Raw genomic sequence first — 17,120 nt, 5'->3', positions numbered from 1 at the left:
ATGCTTCTCTCCCAAGACCAGGAAATGATCCGCGACGCGGTGCGCGCGTTCGCGAAGGAAGAACTCTGGCCCCATGCCGCGCGCTGGGACAAGGAGCATCACTTCCCGCATGACGCGCACAAGGGCCTCGCCGCGCTGGGCGCCTACGGCATCTGCGTGCCGGAGGAGTTCGGCGGGGCGGGCCTGGACTACGTCACGCTCGCCCTGGTCCTGGAGGAGATCGCTGCCGGCGACGGCGGCACCAGCACCGCGATCAGCGTCACCAACTGCCCGGTCAACGCGATCCTCATGCGCTACGGCAATGCGGCGCAGAAGAAGCAGTGGCTCACGCGCCTCGCGCAGGGCGAGCTCCTCGGCGTGTTCTGCCTGACCGAGCCGCACGTGGGCAGCGACGCATCGGCGCTCAAGACGACGGCGGTGAAGGACGGCGACGGCTACGTGATCGACGGCGTGAAGCAGTTCATCACGAGCGGCAAGAACGGCCACCTCGCGGTCGTCATCGCCGTCACCGACAAGGGCGCGGGCAAGCGCGGCATGAGCGCGTTTCTCGTGCCCACCGATACGCCGGGCTATGTCGTCGCGCGGCTCGAAGACAAGATCGGCCAGCATTCCAGCGACACGGCGCAGGTCAACTTCGACCACTGCCGCATCCCGGCCGCCAACCTGATCGGCGAGGAGGGCGAGGGCTACAGGATCGCGCTGTCGGCGCTCGAGGGCGGGCGCATCGGCATCGCCGCGCAGAGCGTCGGCATGGCGCGCAGCGCCTTCGAGGTCGCGCTCGACTATGCCAAGCAGCGCGAGAGCTTCGGCACCGCGATCTTCAACCACCAGGCCGTGGGCTTTCGCCTCGCCGACTGCGCCACGCAGATCGAAGCGGCGCGCCAGCTCATCTGGCACGCCGCCAGCCTGCGCGACGCGGGGCTGCCGTGCCTGAAGGAAGCCGCCATGGCCAAGCTCTTTGCCAGCGAGATGGCCGAACGCGTGTGCAGCGCCGCCATCCAGACCCTCGGCGGCTACGGCTATGTGAGCGACTTTCCGGTCGAGCGCATCTGGCGCGACGTGCGGGTGTGCCAGATCTACGAGGGCACGTCGGACGTCCAGAAGATCATCATCCAGCGCGCCCTGGCATGAGTTCCGGCGAGCTCGCCCAAGCCGGCATTGCCGCGACCGCCTTGCAACCCTGTCCCTGCGGACGGCTGGATGCGCGTCGCAAGCCCCTCTCACTGGCCCGATGCTGCGGCCCTTTCCTTGGCGATGTCGAGGGCACGCCGGCGCCCGACGCGCAAGCGCTCATGCGATCGCGCTACACCGCGCATGTGCTGCAGGACGAGCCGTATCTCCTTGCCACCTGGCACCCCGACACGCGTCCGGGGTCGGCCGGCCTAGAGCCCGGCACGAAGTGGCTGGGCCTGGAGGTGCGCGCCCATCGCGTCATGGACGCGACCCATGCGCAAGTCGAATTCGTCGCGCGCTACCGCATCGCGGGCCGCGGCGCTCGCCTGCACGAGACAAGCCGCTTCGTGCGCGAGTCCGGCCGCTGGTATTACCTCGATGGAGACATGCAATGACACCCGCCCCGGCGCGTTTCGACGCCGTGCTTTTCGACTGCGACGGCGTGCTCGTGGACAGCGAGCCCATCACCAATGGCGTGCTGCGCGACATGCTGGAGGAGCTGGGCTGGAAGCTCTCGCCCGCCGAATGCATGCGCATCTTCATCGGCAAGGCGGTCAAGGACGAGCGTGCGTTGATCGAGGCGCACACGGGGCAGCCACTCACCGAGGCCTGGATGGTGCGCTTTCGCGAGCGCCGCAACCAGGGCTTGATGCACGGCCTGCAGGCGATCGCCGGGGCGGTGGAGGCGGTGGCGGCCGTCCATGCGCGTTTCTCGGGGCGCATCGCCTGCGCCTCCGGCGCGGACCGCTTCAAGGTGGAACTCCAGCTCGAAAAGTGCGGCCTCATGCCCTATTTCAAGGGCCGGATCTTCAGCGGCCACGAGCTGCCGCGCTCCAAGCCCGCGCCCGACGTCTACCTCGCGGCCGCCGCGTCGCTGGGGGTCGATCCGAAGCGCTGCGCCGTCGTGGAGGACACGGTGACCGGCGTCACCGCGGGCGTGGCCGCGGGAGCTACGGTCTTCGGCTACAGCCCGTCCGAGGCAGGGCACGACGCGCCGGCGGCGTTGCGCCGGGCGGGCGCCGTCCATGTCTTCACGGCCATGGCCGATCTGCCCGGCCTGCTCGACTGAAGCTCCCGGCTCCGGCACGCCGCATCCGCTGCGTCCTACACCGCACCGGAAGGGTGCCGCTAGCATGGTTGCAACCAGGGAGCACTCATGTCACTCACCACGCAATCCAAGTCCGACCGCATCGATATCGAGTACGACTACGCCGTCTGCGCGTGGGCGCGGCACTTCAACGTGAGCGAAAAGCGCGTGAAGGAAGCCGTGGCCGCCGTGGGCGACCGCGCCGACAAGGTCCGGGAGCATCTGTCTTCCGAAAACAGCGACCGGCCTTCCGGCCGGTGAAGCGCCGCGTCGGACAAGGTCGGGTGGCAGTCAGTCAAAACTGATGGCCCTGGCAAGCTCCCCGCCGAGTCCCGAAATCCGCTTGCGCCTATGTGAAGGGCCCGGACCGTCGACCATAGTGGAACCAAGGAGAGCAGGTGTTCTGCCTTCCGCCAGATTCCAGGAGATCCACCATGATCGACGCCAACGCCAACCAGTTTGAACTTCGCTTCCAGTCGCTGTTCGACAGCGGCCGGGGCTTTGCCTTCCCCTGCGACCCGCAGGGCCAGGTGAACCTCGATGGACTGAGCGAGAAGGCGCGCAACAACTACCTGTATGCCCGCGCCATGGTCGGGCGGGAGATGTCGGTCCCCCGCGTCCAGACCGTCCACTGATCGCGGCGCGGATGGCCGGCGGGGCTTATTGCTCCGCGAAAGCCCGCTCGATCACGAAAGCACCCGGTTTGGAGGTATTGCCCTCCACGAAGCCCTGCCCTTCCAGCATGTGCTTCAAGTCGCGCAGCATCCCGGGGCTGCCGCAGATCATGACCCGATCGCCCGCCGCATCCAGTGGGGGCAGGTCCAGGTCCTCGAACATCTTCCCCGTCTGGATGAGGTCCGTCACCCGGCCCATGTTGCGATACGCTTCGCGTGTCACCGTGGGGTAGTAGCGCAGCTGGCTGCTGATCATGTCCCCCAGGAATTCGTGCGCCGGCAGGTGCTCGACCAGCAGGTCGTGGTAGGCCAGCTCATCCTTTTGCCGCACGCCGTGCACGAGGATGATCTGCTCGAACTTCTCGTAGGTCGCGGGGTCCCGCACGATGCTCATGAAGGGCGCGAGGCCGGTGCCCGTGGACAGCAGGAACAGCCGCTTGCCCGGCAACAGGTAGTCGATGAGCAGCGTGCCCGTCGGCTTGCGGCCGACGATGACGGTGTCTCCCACCTGGATGTGCTGCAGGCGCGACGTGAGCGGACCGTCGGGCACCTTGATGCTCAGGAACTCGAGGTGGTCCTCGTAGTTGGCGCTCACGATGCTGTACGCGCGCAAGAGCGGCTTGTCGTTGACGCGCAGGCCGATCATCGTGAAGTGACCGTTGGAAAAACGCAGGGAGGCGTCGCGGGTGGTCTTGAAGGTGAACAGGCGGTCGGTCCAGTGATGGATGGACAGCACCCGCTCCTCGTTGAATGCGCTCATACAAAAGTCCGTTGTCTTGGACTAGAGTGTGCCATGCGCCATATTCTTCCTGCCTGCCTCTGGGCTTTGGCCCTCCTTCGCATCGCCACTCCCGCCCACGCGGCGGACCCTGCCGTCGACAAGCTCAAGCTCCCCGCGGGATTCACGGCGGAAGTCTGGGCGAAGGTCGACAACGCCCGGCAGATGGCGCTGGGGCGGGTGGATGGCAGCGGCGGCACGCTCTTCGTGGGATCGTCGCGCGCGGGCAAGGTGGAGGCGGTGCGCTTCGACGCGGCGTTCAAGGCGCAGCGCAACTACACGATCGCCACGGGCCTGCAGATCCCCATGGGTGTGGCCTACAGGGACGGCAACCTGTACGTGTCCGCCGTGAGCCGCATCGTGCGCTTCGACGGCATCGAGAAGGCCCTGGACAAGCCGCCCGCACCGGTGCTCGTCACCGACAAGCTCACCACCGACACGCACCACGGCGGCAAGTTCCTCGCCTTCGGCCCCGATGGCAAGCTCTATGTGCCTACGGGCGCGCCCTGCAACATCTGCGAGCCCGGTGCGCGCTATGCGCGCCTCGCGCGCATGAACCCGGACGGCAGCGGCATCGAAGTCTTCGCGAGCGGCATCCGCAACACGGTGGGCTTCGACTGGGATCCGGCCACGAAGCAGGTCTGGTTCACCGACAACGGCCGTGACATGCTGGGCGACGACCTCCCCGCCGACGAGCTGAACCACGCCCCGCGCGCCGGCATGCACTTTGGCTACCCGTATTGCCACCAAGGCGACGTGCCCGACCCGGAGTTCGGCGCCAAGCGCCCCTGCGGCGACTTCACACCGCCCGCGCAGAAGCTGGGGGCGCACGTCGCGTCGCTCGGCATGCGCTTCTACACCGGCACGATGTTCCCGCCGGAATACCGCGGCAGCATCTTCATCGCCGAGCACGGCTCGTGGAACCGCTCGTCCAAGAGCGGCTACCGCGTGACGAACGTGCGGCTGAAGGACGGCAAGGCCGTGGCGTACGAGCCTTTCCTCACCGGTTTCCTCGAGGGGCAAAGCGCGTGGGGCCGGCCGAGCGACGTCCTAGTGCTGCCCGACGGCTCGCTGCTGGTGGCCGACGACACGGCCGGCGCGATCTACCGCATCACCTACAAGCGCTGAGCGGCCGCCGCGGCGAGCTGCTTGCGGCGCATCTCGCCCTGGCGCTCCAGCATCCACGCGGGATATTCGCGGGGCAGGCGGCTCGCCTTGTCGATCGCGTCGAGTTCCGCGGCGCTGAGCGACACCGTCGTCGCGGCGATGTTGTCCGCGAGTTGCTCGGGCCGCTTGGCGCCCACGATCACGCTCGTCACCCGCGGTTGGTGCAGCAGCCACGCGAGCGCGATCTGCGCGACCGACACGCCCTTGCTGTCGGCAATGGGCTTCATGGCGTCGATGCAGTCCCAAGCCCGATCCTTGTCCACCGGCGGGAAGTCAAAGGCGACGCGACGGCTGCCGGCCTCGCCCTGCTTGTCGCGCCCGTACTTGCCGCTGAGCAGGCCGCCCGCGAGCGGGCTCCACACCATCAGGCCCAGGCCTTCGCTCTGCAGCATCGGCACGATCTCGCGTTCCAGGTCGCGGCCCGCCACCGTGTAGTACGACTGCAGCGATTCGAAGCGCGCGAGGCCCAGGCGCTCCGAGATGCCCAGCGCCTTCACGATCTGCCATGCCGCCCAGTTGGAGACGCCCACGTAGCGCACATGGCCGTGCCGCACGAGCTGGTCGAGCGCCCGCACCGTCTCTTCGATCGGCGTCGCGGGGTCGAACCCGTGGATCTGGTAGAGGTCGATATGGTCGAGCTGAAGGCGCTGCAGGCTCGCCTTCACGCTGTCCATGATGTGCCCGCGCGATGCGCCCTTGCCGTTCGGGTTCGGCGCGTCCACTTCGAGGCCGAACTTGGTCGCGACGATCACATGGTCGCGCGCGACCTTCAGGTTGCGCAGCGCCTGGCCGGTGATGCGCTCGGACGCGCCGCCCGCATAGACGTCCGCCGTGTCGATGAAGTTGATGCCCGCGTCCAGTGCCTGCCCCACCAGCCGCTCCGCATCGGCTTGCTGCAGTTCGCCGATCTTGGCCCACATGGATTCGCCGCTGCCCCCGAAAGTCATCGTGCCCAGGCACAGTTCGGAGACGAAAAGGCCGGTGCGGCCGAGGGGTACGTAGCGCATGGGGAACTCCTGGTGGGGCCCGCCAGCATACGCCGGATGTGGGCTTATCGCGTCCAGCCGCCCAGCCGGATCGCAGCCGCGAGCGTCAGCGCATACGCCGCGAAGCTCGCCGCCACGACGAAGAAGAACGCAGCGGCAGGCGCGTGAAACCCGTGCACGCAAGCCCAGCCGCCGAGGCCCACCACGACGAGCCGCGCCATGCTCGCGGTCAGCGGCCAGGCCATGCGTCCCGCGCCCTGCGACGCGAAGAAAAGGGCGAGGCCCAGGCCGAAGAGCCCGTAGCAGCCGCCCACGATGTTCAGGTACAGCCCGCCGAAGCTGCGCACCGCGGCGTCGGGCGTGAAGAGGTTCATCCAAAGCGCCGGTGCCAGCGCGGCGGCCAGGCCGATCGCGCCGGTGATCGCGAATACGACGCCCGCGCCGGTCCAGGTCACGCGCAGGGCGCGCTCGGGCTGGCCCGCGCCGATGTTCGTGGCGACCATGGCCGTGAGCGCGGTGCCGAAGCCGAACGCGATCGGCACGAGGATGTATTCCAGCCGCGCGGCCACGCCGTACCCCGCGAGGGCCACGGTGCCGTAGCTGCCCGCGAGGGCCGTGGCGATGGCGATGGACGCGTTGCTGATCACGGGGCTGAAGGACGCGGGAATGCCGACGCGCAGCAGGGCACGCAGGGGCTCTTTGCGCAGCGCCCAGGGCGCGCTGCCCAGTCGCACGGTGCCCGCGGGACGCAGCAAGTGCGCCGTCAGCACGGCGCTGGCGAGCGCGTTCACCGTCAAGGTGCTCGCGGCCGCGCCCGCGACGCCCAGCCCGGGCCACGCGCCCGCGCCGAAGACGAGCAGCGGGCACAGCACGAGGTGGACGAGCGCCATCCCGAGCAGGACGAGGGACGGCAGCAGCATGTTGCCCGCGCCGCGCACCACGCCGGAGAGCACGTTGGTGAGCCACACGAGGAGGGCGCCGCCGAAGATCACGTTGGAATACGCCAGCGCCTGGCCGAGCGGCGCGCCGCGCCCGCCCATGGCGGCGTAGATGAAGCTTCCACCGCCGACCAGCGCAAGGGTGAAGAGCGCCGCCGCGACGGCGGCGACCACCAGCGCGTGCTGCGCGAGGCGATTGGCTTCGCCGGGCTGCCCCGCGCCGATCGCACGCGCCACCGCGGCCGTCGTCGCCCCGCCGATGCCGCCCGCCGACATCTGCAGCATCAGCATCGACAGCGGCAGCACGAGCGCGACGCCGGCGAGCGCATCCGCGCCGAGGCGGCCGAGGATGAAGCCGTCGTAGCCGATGACGAGCGTCATCGCGAAGAGGCCCATGATGTTCGGCGCGGCCAGGCGCAGCAGCGTGGGCACCAGCGGCCCGAGCAGCATCTGCTGCGTGCGCGACATGGCGCCGGCCGGTACGGCGGCGGCGGTCATGCGGCCGCCAGGTAGACCGGCGGCTCGGCGTTCAACCCGAGCTTCACCTGCTTCGTGATGTCGTCCGCCAATACTTCCTCCGCGCCGGCCTCGAGGGCGTCGAGCGTGCGCTTGACGATGACGTCGGGCGAGGACTTGGGCATGTCGATGCCCTTGGTGAGGTCGGTGTCGACGAAACCGACGTGCATGCCGAGCACCTGCGTGCCCTGCCCGCGCAGCTCGTGCCGCAACCCGTTCGTGAGCGCCCATGCGGCGGACTTGGTGGCGCCGTAGACGCCGAGCATGGGGCGGTTGATCCAGCTCGCGACGGACAGCACATTCAGCAGCGCGCCGCCGCCATGGGCCGCGAGCACCGGGGCGAAGGCGCGCGTGAGCAGCAGCGGGCCGAAGAAGTTGGTGTCCATCTGCGTGCGCGCGGATTCGATGCTGCCCTCCGCAAGGAACCCGCCGAAGGAGGCGATGCCCGCGTTGTTGATCAACACCGTGACATCGCCGCAGCGCTGCGCGGCGGCCGCGATGTCCGCGGCGCTCGTCACGTCGAGCTGGACGGCCTCCACGCCGGGCAGCGTGACGGACGCCGGGTTGCGCGCGCCGGCGTAGACCTTGCGCGCCCCGCGTGCGAGCGCTTCGCGCGCGAAGGCGAGCCCGATGCCGCGATTGGCGCCGGTGACGAGGACGACTGCGTTGTGGAGCTTCATGACAATTCCTGTGGGTCTTGGAGGGAAGGGTGTTAGGAGCGGGACGGGGCGTCGTATTGCGCGAGCAGGTGCCGCCGCGTCTGCGAGAGCAGGGCCTTGCCTTCGGCCCCGTCGCCGAGCGCGCGCGCCATCTGCAGCGCGCCGACGAGCTGGCTCGCGATGAGCGGTGCATGCGATGCGGGCGTGCCCGCGGGAAGCGCCTTGCGCACGGTGGCGATCAGGCCGTGCACGCGCTCCGACGCGGCGGCGCGCACTTCCGGCGCCTGCCGGGGCATCTCGCCGAGGAGCGCGGCGACGGGGCATCCGCGTTCGGTCTCGCCCGCGTGGCTCTCCGACAGGTAGCCGTCCACCATGGCGCGGAACGCGCTGGCGCCGCCGGATTGCCTGGCCGCGGCGCCCTTGGCGATGCGCTCGCCGCTTTCGCGGCCGGCCTGCGCGAGCGCCTCGGCCAGCAGCGCGTCGCGCGAGGCGAAGTGCGCGTAGAAGCCGCCGTGCGTGAGCCCGGCTTCTTTCATGATGTCCGCGACGCCCACGCCATGGAAGCCGCCCCGGCGGATGGCGCGCGCGGCGGTCTCCACGATGCGGCGGTGCGTGAGTTCCTTCTTGGTGGCGGGAGTGTCCATGGCCCGCATCATGCCAAAATATGATGACCATCATATTTAGAGGGTCAAATGTGTCGAAGATGTGCGCATCGGTCACACCCTGAAACCCTTGCGCCCCTCGCGTAGTCCGAATGCGCCATGGCAGAGGCAGGGGTCGCTGCGTAGAGTCTGGACCATCGAACCAACCAATGTGAGAGGCTACCCATGGCAGACTTCAACGGCACCGCGGGCAACGACGCGATCCAACCCTTCGGCAGCAACCTGCTGCTGACGCTGAGCGGCTCCTCCGCCGAAGGCGGCGTCTACCCGGTCATCAACGTGCTCGTCAACGGCCAGAAGCTCGTCTCCGGCGTGACCATCAATGCGGACCACGCCATCGGCGCCACGCAGACGGTGTCCGTGCAGATTCCCGCGGGCGTGACGCCCAGCACCGTGAGCCTGGAATACACCAACGACGAGCAGCAGAGCTACACGGCGGGCGACCGCAACCTGTACGTGTCCAGCATCACGCTGAACGGAACGGTTTTGCCCGTGACGTCGGCCAGCTATTTCCGCAGCGCCGACGGTTCCACCATTCCCGGCCAGTCCGACCTGAACTGGGGCGGTGCGCTCAATTTCTCCGGCGCGGTCGTCGCCAACGCACCGGTGCACGCACCGGGCACGGTCTCGGTGGACGGCGCCGCCGGCCTCGACACCCTGTACCTCACGCATGCGAAGGCCAGCTACACGGTCGCCGCCACGTCGGCGGGCTACACCGTGTCGGGCAACGGAGAGACGGTCAACATGGCCAACGTCGAGCGCGTGCACTTCAGCGACCTGAGCCTGGCGCTCGACATGAACGGCCACGCCGGCACCGTCGCCAAGCTGATCGCCGCGGTGTTCGGCGAGGCCTACCTCGCCAACGAGCAGTACGTGGGCATCGGCCTCAACCTGGCGGACGCGGGCGTCACGGAGTTGCAACTCGCCACCCTGGCGACCTCGCTGCCGCTCGTGACGCAACTCGCGGGCTCGGCTTCCAACTCGGACTTCGTGAAGCTGGTGTATCACAACCTCACCGGCAGCGACCCGAGCGCGAGCGACCTGGCTTCCTACACCAGCATGCTGGACTCGGGCGCGAACACGCGCGGCGAACTCGCGGTGATCGCCGCCGAGTCGAACTACAACGCGGCGCACCTCGTCGGCGTCAACCAGAGCGGCATCGAATTCATCTGATGCGCTGAAGTTCGTGCACGGCGCTCAGGCGCCGTGGCACTTCTTGAACTTCTTGCCGCTGCCGCACGGGCACGGGTCGTTGCGGCCCGGCTGCTCGCCCTTGCGCACGGTTTCCACCTTGGGGCCCAGACTCTTCCAGAGCTGGCGCAGGTCGTACACCGCCCAGATCGCGGCGCCCAGATCGTCCAGGCGCGCCGTGCTCACGCTGGGCGGGCCATCCTCCGCGATCATCGAGACCTCCGGCTTGCCGGTGTCGTCCTCGGTGAGCACGACGATGCGCTCCAGCGCCTGGTCCAGCATCTCCGCGGCGTCCTTGTCGCGCGGCGCGGCCCATTCTTCCGGCCAGGTCTCCACCGCATACATGAAGCCGATCGCCCACACTTGCGCGTAGGCGGGCAGCGTGGAGAGGTCGATGTCGCCGCGCTCCGCTTCGGGCAGCATCAGCAGTTCGCCGCGCGTGTCCAGCGTCTCCGGCTGGAAGGTGCGTTCGTCGTCGAGGTCCTCGACCGGCGCGTCCAGCGACGCGGCGATTTCCTCCCAGCGCCGGCGCCAGCGCCACACGAACTCCATGTGCTCGTTGGGCTTGAAGCCGTCGCCCAGCAGCACGGGCCAGTATTCCTCCGGCGGGATCGCGCGGCGCGTGCACACCAGCGCGGCGAGGAAGCCTTCGCAGAATTCCCACTGCGGCACCTCCTCGTCGTGCTCGCGCAGCGCATCCAGCTCGGCGTCCTGCGCGTCGAAATCCTCGGGACCCAGGGGTTTGTCGTTGGCTTGGCTCATGCGCCCGATTGTGCCAAGGCGGGCACGCGCACCCTTACCAGCTCGCCGCCATCGAGTCCTTCGAAAAGCGCGGATCGGAGGTCACGGACTTCAGGTCGACGAACTCCATGTCGGCCATCGTGATGTTGCGCATCTGCGCGTTCGTGCGCAGGTCCCACGCGGCATTAGGCTCGCCCTGCACGAAGAAGTCGGCGCCGTTGTCCGTGACGTACAGGCCATAGCGTTTGGCCGCGGTGGCCAGGGCCTTCGCCTGCGTGGTCCAGTCGTCGGGGATCACGAAGTCCGCGCGCAGCCGCAGCAGCGAGCCGAAGGGGATGGCGCCGGGGTTGTCCCAACCGGAGGCGAAGCGCGCCGGCCACACGTGTTCCAGCGACAGCTTCGCGTCGCTGAAGTTCACGCGCAGCGCATGGCGGATCTCACCGGAGGAGGCCTCGGCCGCCTTCGCGAGCAGCGGCGTGATCGGCAGGCCCGCGGCATCGCCGGCGGCCCAGTCGTCGGGGCGCAGCGAGAGCGACTTCATGTCCCATGCCGCCGTCGCCATCGCGTACCACTGGCCGGAGAGCTGGTAGGCGAAGTACGCCTCCCACAGGCGGCAGGCGCCCTTCTCGACGACCAGCAGGTGACGGTCGCCGCAGGTGTTGGGGTCGTTGCAGTTGCCGTCCTCGTTGAGCACGCGCGAGGACAGGGGGAAGGGGAAGCGCCGCTGGCCGGTGGGCACCGCGCCGCAGGGCCGCGTGATCGCGTAGCCGTCGCCGCCGACGGTGGCGCAGTCGCTCTTGTCGGGATAGCCGCGCTCCATGCTCACCCCGGAGGTGGAGAAGTCGTAGGAGACGACGGGCCAGTCGGTGGTCGCGGCGCTGCCGTCGATGATGTTCACCGGCATGCCCCAGTAAGTCGAGTAGCTGGCGGGGTTGTCGTTCACGCCCCAGTCGGTGCTGAACGGCACCGAGGTGCCCACGAGGTTCTTCCAGGTGGCGCTCTGCGCGTGGACGGGGAAGCGCGAGGTGTCGTCGATGCGTGTGTTGAAGATCGCGGAGGCGGGGAAGAGTTCGCAGTCGGCCAGCATCGGCGCCGCGGCCAGGGCGCCGGAGGGCGTGGTGCTGGCGGTGGGGAGCTGCGCGGCGGGAGTGGTCGACGCAGCTTGCGTCGAAGTCCCCGGCGATGCCGAAGGGGAAGAAGTCGAGGAGGATGGCGCCGAGACCGCGGCCGCAGCGGGCGAGTCCGTCCCACCACCACCACCGCCGCATCCAGCCAGCGCCAGGGCGAGCACACCCATCACCATCGATCCACGCGTCACGTCCTGTTGCATCCGAACTCCAAAAGCCAAAGGCGGCCATTGTGAGGACGAGTCACCCGCGAACAAACGTCACGGGCTGCAAGGGACTGCAGCGTTACGTTACGTACGCTGCGAAACCGTGGAATTCTTGGCGCGGATCAGGCCGAGGCGGGCTGCTTGAAGTCAGCCAGCGGGATCAGGCCCTGGTCGCCGTCTTCGTAGAGCAGGTGGGCAGCTTCGCCGTCGACGGCCCAGCAGGCGCTGAAGGACTGGCCTTGCACCACGGCGCGCGCGTCGCGCAGGATGGCGCGTGCGCGCGGCGAGATCTGGCTCAGCACCTTCTCGCTGGAGCACGGGCTGTCGGACAGGCGGACCTGGTCGGCGCCGTTGACGGCGACCAGCTCATCCGCGAATGCGGGTGCGGTGGCGAGGACGGCGGCGCAAAGGAGGGCGAATCGCATGATGTCATCTCCGTGGGTGGGGAGCGCAAGCGAGTCGCCGCGCCTGCATCCATGCTCGTCCCGGGGCGGCGCCGCTCCTGTAGGAGCGCCGCGTCTCAGCGGGTCGTCGCGCGCCGCGCCGCCGTGTCGCCGGGGGCGCTTTACATCGCGGACGCACTCGGGAGGCACAATGTGCGGGCTGTTGCGCTGTTTGCTCCAGCGCATCCCAGCAGGAAGGCCTCCCCCCATGAGCGTGCAACGCCGCAACAACGTCCAGGTCCAGGGGAAAGGTCCGGCCACGGTGTTTTTCGCCCATGGGTTCGGCTGCGACCAGAACATGTGGCGGCTGATGGCGCCCACGTATGCCGGGCGCTTTCGCACCGTGCTCTTCGACCTGGTGGGCAGTGGCAACTCCGACCTCGCCGCGTACGACAGGACCAGGTACGACTCGCTGCACGGCTATGCGCACGACGTGTGCGAGATCGTCGACGAGTTCGCCGAGGGGCCTTCCATCTTCGTGGGCCATTCGGTGAGCGCGATGATCGGCATGCTCGCCGACATCGCCAAGCCCGGGCGCTTCGCGGCGCAGGTGATGGTCGGCCCGTCCCCCTGCTACATCAACGACGGCGATTACGTGGGCGGCTTCGAGCGCAAGGACATCGACGGCCTGCTCGAGGCGCTGGAAAGCAACTACCTCGGCTGGGCCAGCAACATGGCGCCGGCCATCATGGGCGCGCCGGAGCAGCCCGCGCTCGGCATGGAGCTCACCAACAGCTTCTGCCGCACCGACCCGGAAATCGCCAAGCAGTTCGCGCGCGTCACCTTCCTCTCGGACAACCGCGCGGACCTGCACAAGCTCGACACGCCCACGCTGATCCTGCAGTGCAGCGACGACATCATCGCGCCGCGCGCGGTCGGCGAGTACCTGCAGCGCACGCTGCCGAAGGCGACGCTCGCGATCATCGAGAACCAGGGCCACTGCCCGCACTTGAGCGCGCCGGGCGCGAGCGCCGACGCGATCGACGCCTTCCTGGCCCGGCAGGGGTACTGAGCAGGCCGTGACACAGCCCGCGGAACCCTGGCCGGACGCGTTCACCGCGATCCAGGACGCCGCCTGCGGCCTCGCACAGACGGACGGCGAGGGCGTCTTCCTGTGGGCCAACCGCACGCTGTGCCACTGGGTGGGCTACGAGCCCGGCGAGCTCGCCGGCAGGAAGAAGTTGCAGGAGCTCTTCACGATGGGCGGGCGCATCTTCCACCAGACGCACTGGCAGCCCCTGCTGCAGATGCAGGGGTCCGTCTCGGAAGTGAAGCTGGAGCTCGTGCCCAAGGTGGGCCCGGGCATCCCGATGGTGATGAACGCGATCCGCCGCGACCGGGGCGGCGGCGGATGGGTGCACGAGATCGCGCTCTACGTCGCGCGCGATCGCGACAAGTACGAACGCGAGCTCGTGTCCTCGCGCCGCAAGCTGGAAGACGCCGTGACCGAGGCGAAGCGCCTGCAGGCCGAGGCGAAGGACCGGGCGCTCTTCGCCGAGCAGATGGTGGGCATCGTGAGCCACGACCTGCGCAATCCGCTGTCCACCATCCAGATGGGCGCGGTGCTGCTGTCGCGCGGCGAGGTCACGCCGAACCAGCTCAACGTGCTCGGCCGGGTGACGCGCGCGACCGAGCGCGCCAACCGCCTGATCGCGGACCTGCTGGACTTCACGCAGGCGCGCGTGGGCAATGGGCTGTCCGTCACGCGCAAGCCGGTGCTCCCGCACAGGATCGCGGCCGACAGCGTCGACGAGCTCACGCTCGCATTCCCGGACCGGCAGTTGCGCCACGCGCAGGAGGGAGAAGGAGAATGCCTCGCCGACCCCGACCGGCTCGCGCAGATGATCGGCAACCTCGTCGCCAACGCGATGGCGTACGGCCAGCCCGGCACGCCGGTGACCGTGACTTCACGCGTCGATGAGCGCGAATTCACGCTGGCCGTGCACAACCTCGGGCCGGAGATTCCGCAGTCGCTGCGGCCGGAGCTGTTCAAGCCGATGTCGCGCGGCGACGAAGCGGGCGCGCAACGCTCCGTCGGGCTGGGGCTGTACATCGTGAACGAAATCGCGAAGGCGCACGGGGGGGTGATGGCGGTCGAGAGCACGGCGCAGGCGGGAACGACCTTCTCGGCGCGATTGCCCAGGCAGTGACGCCCGGTTGATGGGGAGGGTGCCCGCCGCTACGATGTGACGCACTTGAAGGAGACCCGCATGGACCCCGCCATCCGCCGCCAGACCATCGCCGACCTGCTGCACCGCACGGCGAAGCGTTTCCCGCGCAAGCCCGGCCTCATGTGCGGCGCCACGCAATGGACCTTCGCGGAGTTCGACGCGGTGGTCGACCGTGTGGCGGCCGGCTTGTCGAAGATGGGTGTGGCGCATGCCGGCAAGGTGGCCGTGCTCGCGCGCAATTCGCACGGTTTTGCGGCGCTCCGATTCGCGCTGGCGCGCCTGGGCGCGGTGATGGTGCCGATCAACTTCATGCTGAAGGCGGAGGAAGTGGCGTACATCCTGCGCCACGCCGGCGCGCAGACGCTGGCCACCGACTCCGGCCTGGCCGAGGTGGCGCGGGCCGCGGCGGCGATGGACACGTCGGTGAAGCAATTCATCTGGCTGCCGTCCGAAGACCCGTCGCAGCCGGTGGCCGGCATGACGTCCTTCGACGAGCTCGCGCGCACCGGGGGACCCGCGCCCGCGATGCCGCAACTGGCGAGCACCGACCTCGCGCAGATCGTCTACACCAGCGGCACGGAATCGATGCCCAAGGGCGCGATGCTCACGCACGACGCGGTGATCTCGCAATATGCGAGCTGCGCGGTGGACGCGAACATCGCGAGCGGCGACGTGCTGCTGCACGCGCTGCCGCTCTACCACTGCGCGCAGCTCGACGTCTTCCTCGGCCCGGCCATCTACGTCGGCGCGACCAGCATCGTCACCGCCAAGCCCACGCCGGACAACCTGTTGCCGCTGATCGCGAAGCACGGCATTACGAGCTTCTTCGCGCCGCCCACCGTCTGGATCGCGCTGCTGCGCTCGCCGCTGCTGGACGCCACCGACATGCGCAGCTTGCGCAAGGGCTACTACGGCGCATCCATCATGCCGGTGGAAGTATTGAAGGAACTCGCGCGCCGGCTGCCCGGGGTCGGCTTCTGGAATTTGTATGGACAGACGGAGATCGCGCCGCTGGCGACGATGCTCGGCCCGCAGGACCAGCTGAGGAAGCCCGGCTCCTGCGGGCGCGCGGTGCTGAACGTGGAGACGCGCGTGGTGGACGAGGACTTGCGCGATGTGAAGCCCGGCGGAGAAGTGGGCGAGATCGTGCATCGCAGCCCGCACCTGATGCTCGGCTATTTCCACGACGAGGAGAAGACCAAGGCCGCCTTCGCCGGCGGCTGGTTCCACAGCGGCGACCTCGCGACCATCGACGACGAAGGCTTCATCACCGTGGTGGACCGCAAGAAGGACATGATCAAGAGCGGCGGCGAGAACGTCGCGAGCCGCGAGGTCGAAGAGATGATCTACAAGCTGCCCGCGGTGAGCGAAGTCGCGGTGATCGGCGTGCCGGATGCGAAGTGGGTCGAGGCGGTGGCGGCCGTGGTGGTGGTGAAGGCCGGCCAGTCGCTCACCGAGGCCGAGGTCATCGCGCATTGCGCGAAGCACATGGCCGGGTTCAAGGCACCCAAGCGCGTGATCTTCGCGGAGAGCCTGCCGAAGAACCCGAGCGGGAAATTGCTGAAGCGGGAGTTGCGGGAGCGCTACGCGCGCTAGGCGACCAGTTCCCCGCCCAGCGACTCCAGCAGCTGCGGCAGCAGCATGGAGAGCTCACCGGTCGCGATCGCGACGTCCGCGTCGAACCCGTCCTCGCCCTTGGGCGTCTCCTCCACGTCGCGGATGTCGATCTTGCGGATGCCCAGCTGTTCCGTGAGCACGAAGGACACCTTGTCGTTCCAGGTCATCGCGAGCTGCGTGGGCAGCTTGCCTTCGCCGATGTGCTGCGCGATCTCGTCGAGCTCCAGCGTGTGGCGTGCATAGCGCACCACGGACTTCTCCTCGCCGGGATTCTTCAGCTCCAGGTCGCGCTCGATCGCGAAGCCTTCCGGCGCCTGCCGGGTCGTAAGCCATTCGCCCATGGCCGTGGCCGGCGCGACGGAGGTGGAGACGGGGGCGAGCGGCATCGCGTGGCCGAGTTCCGCCATGACGTCGAGCAGGTGCTTCACCACGGGCTCGGCCGCCTTCATGCTTCCGGCGGCGATGACCACGCAGCGCTGCTCGAGGTCGAGCCAGAGGGAGTGCGTCGCGTGCTTGCTGAACGCGCGCGGCAGGAAGGTGAGGACGATCTCGTCCTTCATCTCCGACTTCTCCTTGCGACCCGGCTTGCGGCCGGTCTGCGCCTCGACCTGCTTGCAGCGCGCCTCCAGTTCGGCACGCACGGCGGCGCCGGGCACGGCCTTGCGTTCGACGGCGAGCTTGAGGATCCATTGCCCGTTCACGCCCTCCACCATGGCGCCGTGCTCGGCGCCGCGCGGCGGGATCCAGCCCGTGGAAAGTTCCTGCGTGGGTTGGCAAGGGGTGAAGGCGAGCCGCTGCAGCTGCGCGTCCAGACGCTCCATGGATGGCGGCGCCCAGTCGGCGGCGATGCGGTAGAAAACGATGTTCTTGAAAAGGGGCATGGGCTTTGCGATGGAATGCGGATTCGTGGAGGGTTCGCATTCTGCCTGCGCCGCTGCCTGTCATCCGCACTTGCTGCATGCGGTTTCAAATTCCATCGCGCGA

General features: G+C 68.7%; 19 protein-coding genes. 10 read left to right on the top strand and 9 right to left on the bottom strand.

Annotated features, from left to right (window positions below; all coding sequences use genetic code 11):
• From I5803_RS10680 to I5803_RS10660, 5 genes are all read left to right on the top strand, one after another.
• The gene (locus I5803_RS10680) at positions 1–1,131 is read left to right on the top strand and encodes an acyl-CoA dehydrogenase family protein (RefSeq protein ID WP_196986348.1); all 1,131 of its coding nucleotides are present in this window, start codon (positions 1–3) and stop codon (positions 1,129–1,131) included.
• Positions 1,128–1,568, top strand: coding sequence for a YchJ family protein (locus tag I5803_RS10675; RefSeq protein ID WP_196986347.1), 441 nt, complete (start codon positions 1,128–1,130; stop codon positions 1,566–1,568). The genes I5803_RS10680 and I5803_RS10675 overlap by 4 nt, the downstream gene beginning before the upstream one ends.
• A complete protein-coding gene (locus I5803_RS10670; RefSeq protein ID WP_196986346.1) occupies positions 1,565–2,242 on the top strand; it encodes an HAD family hydrolase in 678 nt (225 codons plus the stop codon). The genes I5803_RS10675 and I5803_RS10670 overlap by 4 nt, the downstream gene beginning before the upstream one ends.
• A gap of 87 nt (positions 2,243–2,329) precedes the next feature.
• Positions 2,330–2,521, top strand: a complete 192-nt coding sequence (locus I5803_RS10665; RefSeq protein ID WP_196986345.1) for a DUF3606 domain-containing protein — start codon at positions 2,330–2,332, stop codon at positions 2,519–2,521.
• Positions 2,522–2,694: 173 nt separating this feature from the next.
• Complete coding sequence (locus tag I5803_RS10660) at positions 2,695–2,895, top strand: hypothetical protein (RefSeq protein ID WP_196986344.1); 201 nt, start codon at positions 2,695–2,697, stop codon at positions 2,893–2,895.
• Between the two features lie 25 nt (positions 2,896–2,920).
• Here the strand turns inward: I5803_RS10660 and I5803_RS10655 are convergent, their stop codons facing one another.
• Complete coding sequence (locus I5803_RS10655; RefSeq protein WP_196986343.1) at positions 2,921–3,694, bottom strand: ferredoxin--NADP reductase; 774 nt, start codon at positions 3,692–3,694, stop codon at positions 2,921–2,923.
• 33 nt (positions 3,695–3,727) lie between these two features.
• On the opposite strand from I5803_RS10655, the gene I5803_RS10650 reads away from it, so the two are divergent.
• Positions 3,728–4,840, top strand: coding sequence for a PQQ-dependent sugar dehydrogenase (locus I5803_RS10650; protein WP_196986342.1), 1,113 nt, complete (start codon positions 3,728–3,730; stop codon positions 4,838–4,840).
• Here the strand turns inward: I5803_RS10650 and I5803_RS10645 are convergent.
• Genes I5803_RS10645 through I5803_RS10630 form a run of 4 tightly spaced genes read right to left on the bottom strand, consistent with a single transcriptional unit; the run spans position 4,828 to position 8,622 of the window.
• A complete protein-coding gene (locus tag I5803_RS10645; protein WP_196986341.1) occupies positions 4,828–5,886 on the bottom strand; it encodes an aldo/keto reductase in 1,059 nt (352 codons plus the stop codon). The two genes, I5803_RS10650 and I5803_RS10645, sit on opposite strands and share 13 nt — an antisense overlap.
• A gap of 44 nt (positions 5,887–5,930) precedes the next feature.
• Complete coding sequence (locus tag I5803_RS10640; protein ID WP_196986340.1) at positions 5,931–7,301, bottom strand: MATE family efflux transporter; 1,371 nt, start codon at positions 7,299–7,301, stop codon at positions 5,931–5,933.
• On the bottom strand, positions 7,298–7,999 hold the full coding sequence (locus I5803_RS10635; protein WP_196986339.1) for an SDR family oxidoreductase: 702 nt from the start codon (positions 7,997–7,999) through the stop codon (positions 7,298–7,300). The genes I5803_RS10640 and I5803_RS10635 overlap by 4 nt, the downstream gene beginning before the upstream one ends.
• A gap of 32 nt (positions 8,000–8,031) precedes the next feature.
• Complete coding sequence (locus tag I5803_RS10630) at positions 8,032–8,622, bottom strand: TetR/AcrR family transcriptional regulator (protein WP_196986338.1); 591 nt, start codon at positions 8,620–8,622, stop codon at positions 8,032–8,034.
• Between the two features lie 183 nt (positions 8,623–8,805).
• On the opposite strand from I5803_RS10630, the gene I5803_RS10625 reads away from it, so the two are divergent.
• Positions 8,806–9,813, top strand: coding sequence for a carbohydrate-binding domain-containing protein (locus I5803_RS10625; protein ID WP_196986337.1), 1,008 nt, complete (start codon positions 8,806–8,808; stop codon positions 9,811–9,813).
• A 24-nt stretch (positions 9,814–9,837) separates the two neighbouring features.
• Here the strand turns inward: I5803_RS10625 and I5803_RS10620 are convergent, their stop codons facing one another.
• The 3 genes from I5803_RS10620 to I5803_RS10610 form a co-directional block, all read right to left on the bottom strand.
• A complete protein-coding gene (locus tag I5803_RS10620) occupies positions 9,838–10,593 on the bottom strand; it encodes a YecA/YgfB family protein (protein ID WP_196986336.1) in 756 nt (251 codons plus the stop codon).
• 34 nt (positions 10,594–10,627) lie between these two features.
• The gene (locus tag I5803_RS10615) at positions 10,628–11,902 is read right to left on the bottom strand and encodes a hypothetical protein (protein WP_196986335.1); all 1,275 of its coding nucleotides are present in this window, start codon (positions 11,900–11,902) and stop codon (positions 10,628–10,630) included.
• Positions 11,903–12,027: 125 nt separating this feature from the next.
• Positions 12,028–12,330, bottom strand: coding sequence for a hypothetical protein (locus I5803_RS10610; RefSeq protein ID WP_196986334.1), 303 nt, complete (start codon positions 12,328–12,330; stop codon positions 12,028–12,030).
• 226 nt (positions 12,331–12,556) lie between these two features.
• Here I5803_RS10610 and I5803_RS10605 point away from each other — a divergent pair, with 226 nt between their 5' ends.
• The 3 genes from I5803_RS10605 to I5803_RS10595 are packed head-to-tail and all read left to right on the top strand — an operon-like array spanning position 12,557 to position 16,115.
• Positions 12,557–13,360 carry an alpha/beta fold hydrolase gene (locus tag I5803_RS10605; protein ID WP_196986333.1) on the top strand — a complete coding sequence of 268 codons (804 nt, stop codon included), beginning with the start codon at positions 12,557–12,559 and terminating at the stop codon, positions 13,358–13,360.
• A gap of 7 nt (positions 13,361–13,367) precedes the next feature.
• Positions 13,368–14,498, top strand: coding sequence for a PAS domain-containing sensor histidine kinase (locus I5803_RS22415; RefSeq protein WP_354001648.1), 1,131 nt, complete (start codon positions 13,368–13,370; stop codon positions 14,496–14,498).
• A gap of 60 nt (positions 14,499–14,558) precedes the next feature.
• On the top strand, positions 14,559–16,115 hold the full coding sequence (locus I5803_RS10595) for a fatty acyl-CoA synthetase (protein ID WP_196986332.1): 1,557 nt from the start codon (positions 14,559–14,561) through the stop codon (positions 16,113–16,115).
• Here the strand turns inward: I5803_RS10595 and I5803_RS10590 are convergent.
• Complete coding sequence (locus I5803_RS10590) at positions 16,112–17,017, bottom strand: recombination-associated protein RdgC (protein ID WP_196986331.1); 906 nt, start codon at positions 17,015–17,017, stop codon at positions 16,112–16,114. The genes I5803_RS10595 and I5803_RS10590 overlap by 4 nt on opposite strands.
• Between the last annotated feature and the right edge of the window lie 103 nt (positions 17,018–17,120).

The organism is Caenimonas aquaedulcis, assembly GCF_015831345.1.
Lineage (GTDB): Bacteria > Pseudomonadota > Gammaproteobacteria > Burkholderiales > Burkholderiaceae_C > Ramlibacter > Ramlibacter aquaedulcis.
The sequence above is the reverse complement of the archived record's forward strand: the minus strand, read 5'-3'. Positions and strand labels throughout refer to the sequence as shown.